Origin of the sequence: Acinetobacter sp. ABJ_C1_1 (genome assembly GCF_044684115.1) — a bacterium.
GTDB classification, from domain to species: domain Bacteria; phylum Pseudomonadota; class Gammaproteobacteria; order Pseudomonadales; family Moraxellaceae; genus Acinetobacter; species Acinetobacter nosocomialis_A.
Window position 1 is genome coordinate 48,509 of record NZ_JBITPU010000018.1, and the last position, 15,539, is coordinate 64,047.

The following is a 15,539-nucleotide window of genomic DNA, read 5'->3' on the forward strand; positions in this document are numbered from 1 at the left end:
GTTTGAATTTAAACAATGATTCAAAAAAATGTTTATAAAACTACAGTTGTGAAATCTGCAAATCGCTTAAACAAGTTGGTTTTGTAAATATGACTGATATAACTGAAAGTAAGCTGACTGCTGCTGTATTAACTGCTCATGCGAACCTTCTTCTACCACATGGCCATTTTCAATCACAACAATTTTGTCGGCCTCACGAATGGTACTCAGCCGATGTGCAATGACAATACATGTTCTATTTTGGCATAAGCGTCTGAGCGCATATTGTATTTTTTGCTCGGTATAAATATCGATTGCAGAGGTGGCTTCATCTAGAATTAATATTTTGGGGTTTGCCAAATAAGCACGAACTAAACAAACAAGTTGCCTTTGTCCATGACTAAGATTTTTCCCAAGCGCTCCCACTTCGGTGGAATAGCCTTGGGGCAGTTGTTGCAATATCTCATCTGCTCCTAAATCTTCAATAACTTGGATAAGTTTCTGATCTGAAGCATCAGGTTGAACTAGACGTAAGTTATCTAAAATTGTTCCACTAAATAGAACGTTATCTTGTAAAACAATACTCACATGCTGTCTTAAACTTGCAAGATGAATACTCTGTATTGGATAACGGTCTAGAAAAATTCCACCTTGCTGGGGTTCATAAAATCGCGTTAGTAACTGAACCATGGTACTTTTGCCATGTCCAGTTGGCCCTACAATCGCAATTATTTTTCCAGCTTCAATGTCCAAATTAAAGTTTTGTAAAACAGGTTTGTGGGTATAGGCAAAATCTACCGACTGAAAACGAATATGACCATTTAACTGTTCAAGCTTCACAGCATTCGGTTGTTCTTGAATCGTAGATTGAGTGTCTAAAAGTAGAAATATTCGCTGCGCACATGCTGCTCCATTGGCATAACGTTCAAATAAATCGGTCAGTTCCTGTAACGGCGCTAAGAATAAAAACACATAGAAAATACTTTCTGCAAACTGCCCTATACTAATCATGCCATCACTATAAGCATAACTACCAATCACAATAAATCCGGCAGTAGCTAGAGTTGAAAGTAGACCTGTAAAGGGAGCAAACCAACTGGTCCGCTTGCTGCCATAAATAATAGAATTATTAAAGTCTTTTAATAATTCTTGATAACGAGATTGATTGGTTTCAGTGTAATTTAACTGCTGAATGATTTTTGCTCCATTTACTGTTTCAACCAAATGAGCAGTAAACCGACTGCGTTCCTCCGCAACTCGTCCCCAATGTTTTTGTGATGACTTTTTAAAAATTGCAGTCATTCCAAATAAAATGGGTAGCGTCGCAAATAAACACCAGAAAAATGGTGGATAGATATGCCAAAGAAGTACTGAAGCTAATCCACAACGCAAAATTGCCGAAAGTAACTCTGGTGGCCCTTGTATTAAAACAGGCTCTAGTGTTTCGACATCACGATCAGCCCGTGAAATAATCCTGCCAGCCTTGGTACGATCAAAATAACCAATATTTAAACTTTGGATATGCTGAAATAACGAACGTCTTAAACCATTAATCACTTTCAACGCTGCTCGGCCTGAGAGATATTTTGACACACCCGCTAAAGCAAAACGACAAATCCAACTCAAGGTTAAAATGCTAATCGCAATGAATAAAACAGGCTGATTCAATACCATTTTTCCAGCAATTTGTTGAAAGCCCGAATCTAAAATATATTTCACTACCCAAGGCCGAACAAAAACGCTCATTACTTGTAAAATTTCTACTGCAATTAAAGCAAGCAGCAAGTAACGAATGGGATAAACTAAAGGAATAAGTTTTTTTAGCATTCCTCTATGAATTGAGGTATTTGCCAAATTTTCTTCAATTTGTAGATCAGCTGATTTTGTAAATGGGCGGAAATTTTTAACACTGGTATTCATGCATCAATCTCCTGCTGCTCTAACTGAAAACCCATCAACTCTCGATAAAACAAACAATCTTGAACCAATTCAGCATGTGTGCCTTGGGCAATAATATGACCCTGATCAAGCACAATAACGCGATCAGATAAAGCAATCGTGGTTTGTTTATTAGAGTTAATAATGATTGTTTTCTTAAAATGGTTTCCATCATCAGAAAGTCCTGATAGTCGCTGTAAAACTTGTTTTTCTGTAGTGGCATCTAAGGCACTGGTAGAATCATCTAGTGCTAAAATTGGTGAATTTTTTAAAATAGAACGGGCCAAGGCAAGTCGTTGTTTTTGTCCTCCAGATAAGGTAACGCCCTTGTCCCCAATCAACGTGTCTAAGCCATGATCAAGTCGTTGTAATAGTTCAGATGCAGAAGCTAAATGTAAAGCCTCTTTCATCTCTTGCTCCGTTGCATCTTGCTTAGCAACTCTTAAGTTATCTGCCAGTGTGCCACTAAAAAAGAAATTTTCTTGAGGAATGATCTGAACCCAATGTCGTAATTCAAATAGGCTCAAATCTTTAATATTCGTCCATCCCATTTGCTCAGAACCAATTAAAATTTGCCCTTCTGTTGGGTCAATAAACCGATTGAGTAAATTCATCAAAGTCGTTTTACCTGAGCCTGTCTTACCGACAACAGTAATGATTTCACCTGCTCGAAATTCAACACTGCATTGCTTTAAAATAAAATTTTTTGTTGTTTTATCCTGAAAGCTGACATTTTCTAATTTAATGCTTAACTCATCACGCCATTGCAACGTTAGAGGATATTGTTGATCTTCAATTGCGGACTTCTCATCTAGCATTTGCCAGATTCTTGTTGCAGACGAGCGAGCATCGGCAAAAATATGTAAGACCTGACCAATGCTTTCAATACGAAACACCAATAAATTTGCCATGAGAATGGCAGCAACAAATTGCCCTACTTGCAACTGATTTTGACCAATTAAATAAGCACCAAAAGCAATGACCCATAAGTAAGAACCCGCAATAATTACTTGCGGAATAGGTAACCGTTTTGCACTTGTCTTGATGGTCTGAATAGAATGATGAATAAATAGATCTACAACATGGTTAAAACGTTGTAAAAGTTTCTCTTCGAGTTGAAAAGCTTTGACTACCCGAATTCCATTGACGCTTTCTGCCAATGTATCGCTGACTTTTTCATATGCAGATGCAACTTGATGGTCCAGAACCACCAATTGATTGGTCAGTTTAAATAGAACCCAAAGCCCTAAAAAAATAAATAATAAAGGAACTAGGCCAAGCCAAGGATGATACCAACACAAGAGCCCAACGGTTACGGTAACAACCAAGCTTGACTCAAATACTTGACGCCAAAAATTGATGAGCGCTTCTTTTAATTTATCTGAATCACGTGTTGTACGAGATAATACTTCTCCTAGCCCATGTTTCCAGTGCCATGAAACATCTAAATGCTGTACTTGGCTAAAGATTCTTTCCCTTAAAATACTTAGCAGTTGCTGGCCAATGGTTAAAGCACTTAACCCTGCTAAATATTGAATAACAGCTCTAATACTTGCAATACTCGTAAGTAGAATGAACCAAAACCAAGGATTTAAAGGATCAGTGATAGCATGCTGAAATAAGGTTGCTCGTTCACTATGTTTTAAGGTATCAATCGCATGACCGATTGAATACTGTTGAAGTGCTAACCCGATATTTGCGATAACAAATAAGGTCGCCGTCAATACAAAACGAAATGGCATAAAACGATATAAAGCCAAACTTCGCAATAATGGATAATTTTTAAACATAAAAGATAGTAAAAATTTAAGATTCCGTTTTATTGCGAGATTCATGCCAAATTAATGACCTTAAAAAATATTTTAAATTATTGTTTTATATTGTTTTTATAGAGCGCTATTTATGGGGGTGTTGTTTTTAAAACACCAACGCAATTCTTGTGTTGTAATCGCAACAAAATTTGATATATCAACATCATAAAAAAAGATATTAAAAATAATTTATAAATATCAATAAATTAATGAGTGGCATCAATTTTGCTTTAAAGCATGAAAACCACAAAAGGATGTCACGATGACAACACTTCAAACTCAACCATTAAACACACTTTGGTATACACGCTGCCCCGTACCAACTGGTCTAGGCATTTCAATTCAAAAAGGTTGGCTCAAAGAAAAATTTAATGAGCAGCAGATTGAAATAAAATCAATTCGAGAATCAAACTCCAAAGATATTCGTAACTCCCATTTTAACCATACCCTTGCCAACTCAGTTCGACATGGCGGCAGTATTCCTGCAATTTGGGCATATGCATCTGGTCAAAAAACCAAAGTGATTGGCTTATCTTGGGCTGATGAAGTTCAATTGTTATTAACACGCTACGATTCAAACATCAAAACTGTTGCAGACTTAAAAGGCAAACGTTTTGGTATTCCACTGAATCAAGATGCAATTATTGATTTCTCACGTGCACAGGCGATTCGTGGTTTAGAGAATGCCTTAAAAATAGTGGATTTGAAGGTGAGCGATCTTGAGTTGGTCGATTGTTTACGAGCAGATATTTTAGCTGCACAGCAACAACAGCCTGAAGAAAATGATTCTAGTTTTTATGGTAATCGCAACAAAATTAATGCAAGTGCAGAAATCGTGGCATTAATTAAAGGTGATGTCGATGCTATTTTCCTAAAAGGTGCACATGCTGCGCAAATTGCTCATGATTTCGCCCTGCATACTATTATTGATATTGGCTCACATCCAGACCCTATTCTACGCTCTAATAATGGAACACCAAGAACGCTCACTGTTGATGAAGATTTTCTAACGCAATATCCAGAGCAAGCCCAAGCGATTGTCGATGCTGTTTTACAAGCAGAACAATGGGCTCATGCCCATCCCGATGAAACCCATCGTTATTTGGCAAAAGAGTGTAATAGCAGTGAACAATGGGTTCATGCGGCGTATGGTGCAGATGCGCATCTGAAACTCAACACTAACTTTGATGAGACTTCTATTGTTGCTTTACAAGACCTGAGTGACTTTCTATACCGCTGGAACTTTATTCCTGCACAGATTAATGTTCGTGAATGGCTGGCGCAGGATATTTCTATTCAAGCTCAAGTGGCTTAATACTTCAAAACAAAAAGGTTGTCTTGATGACAACCTTTTTTATTTTTAGCATCCAAATTCAAGTAACCCTAAACTATCGTAGTAGTTAGCATCGGTAATGTTAATCTCTTTAACAACAATTATTTTAACGGAGTCTTATCGAGTTTTATCCAATTTTAGGATTAGCTTTCAGCTGGAGTTACTTTGGTTTCGCCCAAAGTAACCAAAGGCATTGTCATCTGCAAAACCTGTTCTTTTCTTGGATTTATTAAAACCTCTCGTAGAAACAGTCTCTTGTTTAAACCATGCAGGTTGCAGATGACGTTTCCGAGTATCATATTTACTTTTGAACTTGGGTTATTTACTAAATTTAGTCACATTTTCCGCCTGTTTCTTCAGAAGCACTGAGTTGTATTCTCCTGGTGGAATATTATTTAAATAATAATTTCCAACATGATAGAGCCTCCAGCGAATTGGATCATGCGTGGTGTGAGTTCGTGCATTCCGCCAGAAGCGGTCTAGATTCCATTTCGATAAGGTTGAACTTGCGCCGAGTAATCCAAAAATTTCACTCGAAATTTTTAAAGATGCATGATCAGACTGACTACGGGTAGCAGCAACCGATAAAATCAGTTCAGTTTGTAAGTCTTCATCTTCTACATTTGCCAAATGCTGTTCAAAAATCTGTGCTGAACGATCTAACAATGCCTCAGCCGAACGGACCAAAACAGCAAACTCACCAATTTGTTTAATAATATGAGATTCATGTGTAGGCGAATCGACACCACTTTCTACCCATGGACGAGCATGATGTTGTAAATAGTCAATCCCGCCTTGTAATGCCCCTTTGGCAATTCCTGTGTCCATTGCAGCGTGTAAAATCTGAGGCCAAGTCAGTCCCGTACGTAAAACCGTGCCTAAACCACCCGTATTTCGCTTAGCAACATAACGTTCATCAACAATCACATCTTTAAAATTAACAGTGCCACTGACACTATTATTTTGTCCCATTGCATCCCAGTCATCGAGCAACTCTACTCCCTGTGTATCTCGATGAATTAAAATTGAGACTGGTCCATCATCACTACCCGCAAATAAAGAAATCCATTCTGCGAGTAAAGAGCCCGTAGAGTAAAACTTACTGCCATTTAAAATTAATTGTCCTTCTGCATTTCGTTCTACACGTGTTTTATGTTGAAACTTATCTTTGCCTCCCACTTCTGCAAGTGCATTGCCCAAACGTTTTCCACTTAATACATCGCCAAGTAATTGATCACGAATTTCATCGTCATAGCCAGTTAAAATTCCTCGGAACATAGTGAAGTGAATCTGTAATAACTGCCCTATACCACCATCAGCAGATGAAATAATTTTCACCACATTCACCAAGGTTGAAATACTGGCACCTAAGCCCCCAAATTGTTTAGGCACAATTATCGCGGTTAAACCAGCTTCTGAAATTAAACGCGCCTGATCATAAGGTACTGTCTTGTTGTAACTTGGATCTCGAGCAAATTGATTCAGTTGATCTGCCACCTCTTTTGCAATCTCAAGTGCTTCTTGGTCACTTTGAATATGTCTTACGCTTCCTAATTCTAAAAAACTGCGTTGGTTAATATCGTTCATTTTTAACTCCAGAAAATCTGTTCTTTTTTATGCGCTAACTTCAAGCACGTTGTTTTTAAACAAGCTTGGCGCATGGGTAAGCAAAGTTTTGGTATATATATGTTGAGGATGGCTCAGCACTTGGTCTGTTTCACCGTATTCAACAATATGTCCATTTTTTAATACGGCGACTCGATCTGCGATTGCACGAACAACCCCTAGGTTATGGGTCACAAATAGTAAGGTTACACCTTGCTGCTGAAGGTCTTGTAACAGTTTTAAAATAGATGCCTGAACTGAAACATCCAAAGCAGAGGTAATCTCATCACAAATCAAAACATCAGGTTGGCACAGCAAAGCTCGCGCGATCGCTACGCGTTGTCTCTCTCCACCCGATAAATCTCTAGGATAGAGTTCTTGAACTTGTATAGGCAGAGAGACTTGTTTAAGTACCTGTGTGACTTTTTCTATGGCTTCTTGTCGAGATGCTCCAAAGAAATGCTGTACAACTTTAATTAATGTCTGACCAATCGTATGCGCTGGATTCAAGGCTTTATAAGGGTTTTGAAAGATATATTGCAGTTTATGTCGCTGCTGCAAATGGCGCTGTTGCCCACGTAACGACAAGACTTCATCTGCTAATGTAATTTGTCCATCTGCATTTTCATTCAGGCCAGCAATCACACGTGATAAAGTCGTCTTACCCGAACCTGATTCACCAACTAATGCTAAACATTCGCCTTTTTTGAGTTGAAATGAGATATCGAAAAGAGCCTGTTGCTGCCCATACCATGCATTAATATGTTCAACTTTTAGCAGTGCTTCTCGATCAGTTCCTCGTTCAATAACCTGATGATCAATCTCTTTAAAATTAATCACACCAACATGATCCGAATGGTGACAAGCAACAAAATGCGGGTCAAACTCATCTTTTAATTGAGTTAATTCAGGTTGTTTTTGACGGCATATGTCTGTGGCGAAAGTACAGCGTACTGCAAAAGCACATCCTGCTGGACGCTCATTTGGTGAAGGTGCATGTCCTTCAATTGGAGATAAATATTTACGAATGGCCACATCGGGAATGGCGTTAAGTAAACCTTGCGTATAAGGGTGTTTAGGGGTTTCAAATAGTTGGGTTAATACTGCATCTTCAGCGATTCGCCCTGAATATAAAACAATTACCCGATCTGCAATATCTTTTACAACCGTTAAATCATGCGATACATAAATAGCAGCAACATTATATTCGCGGCATAATTTACGAATGATGTTCAATACTAAAGTCTGCGTCGTCACATCTAAGGCGGTGGTTGGCTCATCTAAAACAATTAAACGTGGTTGTAATAAGAATGCCAAGGCCAATAAAATTCGTTGTTGCTGTCCACCCGAAAGCTGATGAGGATAACGCTTGAGAAATAGCTCATCATGAGGTAACCCCACTTCATCTAAAATTTTGGCTACTTTTTGGTATTTTTCAGCGTTCGATAGCTGTGCCTGATGGACTTCTAATAATTCAAATAAATGTTGACCAATACTTAATGCTGGGTTGAGTGCCGTTCCAGGATCTTGAGCGACATGACTAATTTTATAGCCACGAACCTGACGTAAAGCATGATCATCTAAACTGAGAATATCTTCATCATCCAGTTCAATTGTGCCTTGAATAATCTTGGCACCATGTCGTGCATAGCCCAATAAGGCACTCGATAATGTTGTTTTACCAGAACCACTCTCTCCGACCAGCCCTAAAACTTCACCTTCTCTCAAGCTAAATGAAATATTAGAAACGATATGATTGCCGGTGTTTACCAATGCCACGGTTAAGTCTGTTACGGTCAATACTGTATTTTTAAGTGTATTTGCCATGTTTATTTTTCCTCAATCCGAGCTGCTGCACGTCCAACGCCCTCTGCCAATACATTCGTTCCGAGTGCAAACAAAGCAATTAAAATGACAGGAGCAAACACGGCCCATGGTTGAACTAATAAACCAGCGCGATTTTCATTAATCATGAGTCCCCAATCTGCTGCTGGAGGTGCCACGCCATAACCCAGAAAAGCCAAACCAGATAACATTCCCACTGCCCATGTCAGCATCACCCCAAGATGAATAAGTAAAGGCGTCAACATATTGGGTAAAATTTCGCGGAATAAAATATAAGTTTTTGAATAACCAAGAATTCGGGCAGCTTCGATATATTCCTGTTCCACTAAATTAAGTGCAACGCTTCGCGCAAGACGCACGACTCCTGGAATAAAAGCAATTGAAACCGTTAAAACAATGAGCCAAGGCTGTCGACCTAACATCGAAACAATAAGTAAGACCAAAATAAGATCAGGAAAGGCCATAAAAACATCAGTCAGCCAAGTTACGAACTGATCAATCTTATTTCGGGCAAAAGCAGCTAATATGCCTAAACTAGAACCAATAACTAATGCGACCAAACTGGCAGCTAGCGTCATCCAGATAATTGAAGCACCGCCAGCAAGAACACGTGACCAAACATCATGACCAATATAGTCATAACCTAAAAATGATTTTCCTTCGGGTGGTCCATAAGTCATGCCGACCAATGCCGTAGGTTCAAATGCAACAAATAACGGTCCAACCAATGCGAAAATCAAAACTAGGGCTGTGACTACAAATCCAAAACGTACTTGTCTTTCACGGATTAATGTTTGAAAAAAGTTTCTTTGGTACCAATGAAGTGAGCTCATTTCCCACCTCCTTGCTGAATATTCTTTAACGCATTGCGACGATCGACAGGTTTTACCGTAATTGGTCGGCCAGACTTCCATAAACGTAATGCCTGACGTCGCCCTGGTGAACGTGCTTTATGTCTTTTTGCAGTTCGTATTTTTGGTGTGAGTAAAGTCGTGATTAAATCTGCAATTAAATTAACAACGACCACACAAATGGTGAGCAATAAAACGATTGCTTGAATGGTCGGGATATCCCTCATTTCGATTGCTGCATTAAGTGCATTACCAATACCGGGGTAACTGAAAACCACCTCAATAATGAGAGCACCACTCAGCAAAACTCGTATGGTCAATGCTGTACCCTGCACCACAGGAATCAATGCATTTGGTAAAACATGTTTCCAAATAATCCGGCGCTCAGGAATACCACGCAGTCGTGCAGAGGTCACATATTCCGACTCTAGCGCATCAATCATTGAACCACGTACTAAACGCATCAGATATGGAATGAGTGATAAAGCTAAAGTTAAAATTGGTAAAATTAAAAACTCTAGTTGGCTATAAGGAGACTCATTAGGAATCAGTAACGAGGCCGCTGGTAATATATGTAAAACCGATGTTGAAAAAAACATCATTAACCAAATCGCAATAACAAACCCCGGCACCGCTTTAAACACAATAGAGCTAGAGACAATAATACGATCGAGTTTGCTATCGCGATGAAGCGAGAGCCACACACCTAACACGACTGAAATCGGTACAGTAACGACAATCACGAGGCTCGTGAGTGCAACTGTATTACCAAAATAATTCTGAATAATTTCTAAAACAGGCACATTGGAATCAATCGAGCGTCCAAAATTACCTTGTAACAATTGACTCAACCAATGCCAGTATTGAAGCAATATCGGATCATTTAATCCCAATTGTTCACGAAGTATTTGTACCGTCGCTTCAGGTGCTTCTGGTCCTAAAATGACGCGAGCCGGGTCAGATGGAAGTGCTTGTGTTGCAATAAAAACAATGAGGCTAATAACAAATACAACCAATACCCCTGACACCAAACGTGTCAAAAACCAAGGTAACCATGCAGGAAATTCAAATGACTTGGCAATTGTTGGTTGTTGAATAGATGCTTCTATTTTGCTGGATTGAATTGTCATATTGGTTACCCTCTACGCCAGAATTCATCTGTACGCCACGCAGCAAAACCAGTGCGATCAGGGGTTACACCACCAATTTGGTTCGAATGTGCATCAAGGACATTATTAAAGCCCCAAATGAGTAAACCACCTTGCTCATGTTGAATATGCTGTGCTTCATGAACAAGAACTTTTCGTTTTTCCAAATCGGGTTGTTGCAATGCTGCATGCACTAGTTCCGTAAAACGCTCATTCTTAAAACGAGTTTTATTATTTGCCGCACCTGGTCCATCAATTTGCAAAACTGTTAATAAGAAAGGACGTGAAACGTTCGAGCCTGTACTAAATGCCCAATCTTGTTTTACTGCATCCGCAAAGGTAGCAGCCTCAACCTGTTTTACATTAACAATGACACCAGCCTGAGCAGCATGTTGAGCAAAAACTAATGCGGCATTGCTATCCGGGCCTGTATATAAATCGACCGTTAAACTATTATTAAAACCAGCTTCTTTGAGTAACGCTTTTGCTTTATTCAAATCTTGCTTGCGCTGAGCAATACTGTGGTCATATACAGGATCGCTAAACGAATAAAGGTCATTTGCAACTCGTCCTTGCCCAGCTAAAGCACGTTTGACCAAATCGTCTCTATTGGCAATCAATCTAAAAGCTTGTCGTACCCGAGGATCATTGAACGGTGCTTTAGACGTATTCATATCAAATGATTGCCAAGCATCGGTTTCCGATGAAACTAGATTTAGTCGTTTATTAGATTGAATTAAAGCAATATGCTCAGCACTTACTCCAGATGCAATATCAATTTGGCCAGATTGCAAAGCAGCAAGACGCCCTGTCTGATCCTTAAAATCAATAATTTCTATTGCATCAGCATAAGGTTGATTTTCTTTCCAATAATTTTCAAAACGTACAAAACGTGAACGCTGGCCGGGTGTAAAACTTTCAAGCTTAAAGGGGCCAGCCCCGACTACATTTTTAACTGGGTCGTAATCTGTAGGAACAATACCACCCCAGCTCATCCATGCTTCTGGTAAAGCAACCAATCCTTTTCCTTGAGAAAAAGGAATTTCAACGGTGTATTCATCGCGCTTTTTAATTGCATCTCTTTGCAAAGAATAAAGATAAGCTGCAAATGGTGAGGCAAGTTTGGGGTCGGTTAATCGCCGTAAAGAGAAAATGACATCATCGGCTGTAATGGTTTTACCGTGGTGAAATTCGAGTCCTTTTTTTAGGCGAATAGTCCATTTGGTTCCGTCATTATTGGGTTCAGCAAATTCAGCAAGGGCAAGTTTTGGCTGAATATCTCGGCCCCATTCCCATAACTTTGCATATAAAGGCCAGCCTCTAAACGCACTGGACATACCAATAGGTTTATGTGCATCTAAGTTGCCTGCTTGGTTACCATTAATCACTCCAATTTTGATAACACCACCTTTTTTCGGCGTATCATTTTGGGGTGAAGCGGCAGTGGCGCTTTGAGAAGATGAAGAATCGGGCTTAGAACATCCTATAAGGCTTATTGCAGCAAAAGCACCAACACCTAATCCAGTCTGTTTGATGAGTTCTCTACGTGTAATTTTATTCATGCCTTCTCCCTTAAACCACGACTTCTTGATTCAAGAGGGAATCAATGGATGAATTTTTATTTAGCTTAGGTAACTCAAAACCATGATCTAGCTCTAATAATGGGAACAATAAATCTGCTACCCGATAGGCTTCTCCAATCAAAGGGAAACCAGACAAGATAAAGGCTGATACACCATAGCTTTCGTATTCTTTAATCCGTTTGGCAATATTTTCAGCACTACCCACTAAGGCAGTTCCTGCGGCTGGGTTTAAAATATCGAAACCAAATAAAGATGGGCCAGTCCAAACATTAGGATAAATTTCAAAATCTTTAGCTTGAGGCAAAACCCCTTGACGTAATTGTTCTAAGTTCTTTTGAATAGATGGATTGTTACTTTGATAACTCTCAAAACTTTCATTTGGGGGAAGCTGTCGTTTAGCAGCTTCGATTGCATAATTTACATCAATCTTGTCAAGTAACGACTGAGCATATTGCCAAGCCTCTTCTTCTGTTTCCCGAACAATAATTTGTAATCGAGTCCCAAATTCTAAAGTTCGGCCAATTTTGGCTGCCTCAGCCGCAACTTTGCTAAACTTTTCTCCAAGTAACGGCGGTGTATTCGCAAAACTTAAATATACATCTAACAATTCAACAGAGTGCTGAACGCCTTTGGCAGAAGTTCCAGCTCCCCACAACGGAACACCTTGTTTTTGAGTCGGACCACGCCATTTGGACATTGGAGATCCACCCTCTAAGCGTGGAGCAATTTGAATAAACTCGCCCTCAAATCCAGAGGTATCACCTAAGTAATTTTGCTGAAATGCATTCCAGTATTCTTTACTAAAGTCATAACGCTCATCATGAGTATAGTGAATGCCTAAAGCTGCCAAACCCTTATCATTTCCATTAACGACATTAAATAACAAACGCCCTTTAGAAAATGCATCAAAAGTTTGCGCATATTTTGCCAAAACTGCTGGTTGGACTTCTCCAGGATGTTGGGCAACCAGAAACTTTAAACGTTCAGTAAATGGAATTAAACTTGCAGCAACAGCAAGTGTTTCATACTCACTTGTACCCATGAGTGAACCGTAAAAACCAAGTCGATCTGCGGTAATTGCAATCTGTTGCAAGTGTTCATAATCGGTATCCCACCGCCCAGATTCCAACCAAGGATATGGTCCATCTGGAGAAGTGAGATACCATAAAAGTTTTACAGCCATAGTATTCTCGATCTTTATTTTTTAAATCTTTATCTAATTCAGGGGAAGTAAGCCCAGAGATTTTGCTTTTTCAGTCAATCCACTCATTTTCCATTGCTGATGTAAAACCCCTTGCCCGTATTCTCTGCTGCCACCGACTAATTCAGCGAGCAGCTGAATTTGAGCACCTTCTTCAAGCAATAAAATAAATTCAGCAGTTTCCTGTAGTCCTTGGCGTCCCCATACAGTTGCTCCGCCATTGGCTTCCAAGATGGCCCGATGTTCAATATCAACTTTGAGTTGATCTAAAATAAAATCCACTTCAGCTTGACGGCGATCAATGTAAATCGGCAACTCTTTAAACAAATGAAAGCGTTGAACAGGCACATAACGAATCGGTAAAGTGCGATGGGTTTGAGCCCAAGCGCCTAAATTCGGCGCGTGTACATGAGATATTGTGGTGACATCTGCATGCTCTTTAAAAAGCTTGTTATAGCGGCCACCTGCACTTTTTCTTCCCAATAAAACTTCACCATCAATTGTCTCCACCAATACTTTGCTTTTTTTATCTTTAGACCACGGCCCTGCATAGTTAAAAGTGACTAAGGTATTTTCAGGTCCACGTTCAACAAAATTAACGGTTCCATTTGCAGTAATTGTTCTTGTTTCACGGAATACTTCAAAAGCAAATTCAGCTTTTTCACGGTACAATTCGATAAAGTCATTGAGTTCACGAGACAATGGCGTTTGAATAAGTGTTGTCATAATCAAATCCTCTTTAAAATTTTTTATTTTGACGGCGTTTTAAAACTTCGAGTAAAGGGCGATGATCAACCCATGTTTCAATATCGACATCGCGCTCTAAGAAGCCATGCAACCAAAGAAAATCTTTTTGTTGTTTTAATAGTTCTAAACGGTCTTCACTTAATGACGGATGTAAAGACTTATGAAAATTATTTCGATAGGCTGTTGCAACACTCTCTGCCCCTGCAATCGTTTCATCTTCTAAAATGACCAAGACCTCATCTAAATGATCTTGTGCCCAATCGGCTGTATCAAACAATTCTTCAAGAAAATCGACGACCACATCAAAATGATCTTCTAATAGGTCTTCATGGACTGTAATGGGACGAGGTGTGCCGTTATTAACACGAGAAGTCACATCTTCAAATTTATCTAAATCAATTCCAACTTTAAGACCGCGTTTAGTTGCAGCTTCAACAGCAGATGCTCCTTTTACATACACAGCATCAACTTCACCTGTAATTAATGCGTCTAAACCTGACCAATACGTACTCGCATCACGATTTTCTTTAGATCCAGCACGCTCAGGTACTTCAATAAAATTCACATCTCTGAAAGTGAGATTGGCAAGTTGTAACGCACCACGAATACCTTGCAATGACATGGCTCTAAAAATACTGCCAGCACGTTTGTCAGCGTATTCTGGTAAAGCAACTTTCGCATTTTTTAAATGCTCTGGCTGGCTAATATCTGAATCAGGTCGCACAATAATGACTTGCCACTCATCAATCCAAGTCAATCCAATGAGTCGGCTCGGCGCGCCTTCAGAGCGTGCAGCTAATGCAGGTACATTTCCACCTTCTCGGAACAGAGCTGGCAATTGATGATCAAAATGATGAACCGATAAACCTTTACGCGCATCTTGCAAGACGGCAACATCAATGCCGTGTTTTTCAAACTTTTTAACTAAAGTACCGCGTTTTAATGAAATACCTGTTGCTGTGGGTACTGGACATCGAGTGACCCAAATTTCAGACAGGATGTTTTTTACAAATTCTTTAGAATTTTCTTTTTTATCTACTACAAGTGACATACGGATTCCTTAGGATAATTCCACTTTCATCAGTCACATTGAGCAGCTTTTATGCCAATTTAATTTATTTTTTATTTTCAATTATTTATGTAAAAACAGCAGAATTAGATATGTTTATATTTCATCATTTTTCAAGGCTAGTGTTGTTTTATCAACAATTATTTTAGACAAATATAACTTTCAATATATTTGTTATAGCTAATTTTTTAATTCAACAATTTTTCAGGAGACCAGAGCTCTATCTTCTAGATATAAGTAACAAAAGCAACTGCTACAGTATGTCTCAAAAATTATTATTGCGTAGATCAAATACGATGAAAATTTATTTAATAATGCTAAATAGCTTTTGTTATTGTTTAAAATGTATTCAATATTATTTTTATTAATTAAAGCCTTTTATTTTAATTTATATAATGATCAAAAAACTTGGAGCTGAAATTATAATTA

General features: G+C 38.9%; 11 protein-coding genes. 1 reads left to right on the forward strand and 10 read right to left on the reverse strand.

From position 1 onward, the window contains the following. Nucleotides 1–66 precede the first annotated feature (66 nt). Together ACG59Z_RS16730 and ACG59Z_RS16735 are read right to left on the reverse strand one after the other, a co-directional pair. The gene (locus ACG59Z_RS16730; RefSeq protein ID WP_400200455.1) at nucleotides 67–1,899 is read right to left on the reverse strand and encodes an ABC transporter ATP-binding protein; all 1,833 of its coding nucleotides are present in this window, start codon (nucleotides 1,897–1,899) and stop codon (nucleotides 67–69) included. Further along, nucleotides 1,896–3,707, reverse strand: coding sequence for an ABC transporter ATP-binding protein (locus ACG59Z_RS16735; RefSeq protein ID WP_400200456.1), 1,812 nt, complete (start codon nucleotides 3,705–3,707; stop codon nucleotides 1,896–1,898). Before ACG59Z_RS16735 ends, ACG59Z_RS16730 begins: the two co-directional genes overlap by 4 nt. A gap of 283 nt (nucleotides 3,708–3,990) precedes the next feature. Between ACG59Z_RS16735 and ACG59Z_RS16740 the strand changes: the two genes are divergently transcribed. Continuing rightward, a complete protein-coding gene (locus tag ACG59Z_RS16740) occupies nucleotides 3,991–5,043 on the forward strand; it encodes an ABC transporter substrate-binding protein (protein ID WP_000209743.1) in 1,053 nt (350 codons plus the stop codon). 336 nt (nucleotides 5,044–5,379) lie between these two features. Here ACG59Z_RS16740 and ACG59Z_RS16745 read toward each other — a convergent pair whose 3' ends face one another. The 8 genes from ACG59Z_RS16745 to ACG59Z_RS16780 are packed head-to-tail and all read right to left on the reverse strand — an operon-like array spanning nucleotide 5,380 to nucleotide 15,092. Then, complete coding sequence (locus tag ACG59Z_RS16745) at nucleotides 5,380–6,648, reverse strand: acyl-CoA dehydrogenase family protein (protein ID WP_400200458.1); 1,269 nt, start codon at nucleotides 6,646–6,648, stop codon at nucleotides 5,380–5,382. Between the two features lie 27 nt (nucleotides 6,649–6,675). Continuing rightward, a complete protein-coding gene (locus tag ACG59Z_RS16750; protein WP_400200460.1) occupies nucleotides 6,676–8,493 on the reverse strand; it encodes a dipeptide ABC transporter ATP-binding protein in 1,818 nt (605 codons plus the stop codon). A gap of 2 nt (nucleotides 8,494–8,495) precedes the next feature. Beyond that, complete coding sequence (locus tag ACG59Z_RS16755; RefSeq protein ID WP_000096369.1) at nucleotides 8,496–9,344, reverse strand: ABC transporter permease; 849 nt, start codon at nucleotides 9,342–9,344, stop codon at nucleotides 8,496–8,498. Next, entirely contained in the window at nucleotides 9,341–10,492 is a 1,152-nt protein-coding gene (locus tag ACG59Z_RS16760; RefSeq protein WP_396479041.1) for an ABC transporter permease, read from the reverse strand. The genes ACG59Z_RS16755 and ACG59Z_RS16760 overlap by 4 nt, the downstream gene beginning before the upstream one ends. A 5-nt stretch (nucleotides 10,493–10,497) precedes the next feature. Further along, the gene (locus ACG59Z_RS16765) at nucleotides 10,498–12,072 is read right to left on the reverse strand and encodes an ABC transporter substrate-binding protein (RefSeq protein WP_400200464.1); all 1,575 of its coding nucleotides are present in this window, start codon (nucleotides 12,070–12,072) and stop codon (nucleotides 10,498–10,500) included. 10 nt (nucleotides 12,073–12,082) lie between these two features. Then, nucleotides 12,083–13,276: an LLM class flavin-dependent oxidoreductase gene (locus tag ACG59Z_RS16770; RefSeq protein WP_209044963.1), complete on the reverse strand. Its 1,194-nt coding sequence runs from the start codon at nucleotides 13,274–13,276 to the stop codon at nucleotides 12,083–12,085. A 33-nt stretch (nucleotides 13,277–13,309) separates the two neighbouring features. After that, entirely contained in the window at nucleotides 13,310–14,020 is a 711-nt protein-coding gene (locus ACG59Z_RS16775; protein WP_400200466.1) for a class II aldolase/adducin family protein, read from the reverse strand. 13 nt (nucleotides 14,021–14,033) lie between these two features. Next, on the reverse strand, nucleotides 14,034–15,092 hold the full coding sequence (locus tag ACG59Z_RS16780) for an ABC transporter substrate-binding protein (RefSeq protein ID WP_000060708.1): 1,059 nt from the start codon (nucleotides 15,090–15,092) through the stop codon (nucleotides 14,034–14,036). Between the last annotated feature and the right edge of the window lie 447 nt (nucleotides 15,093–15,539).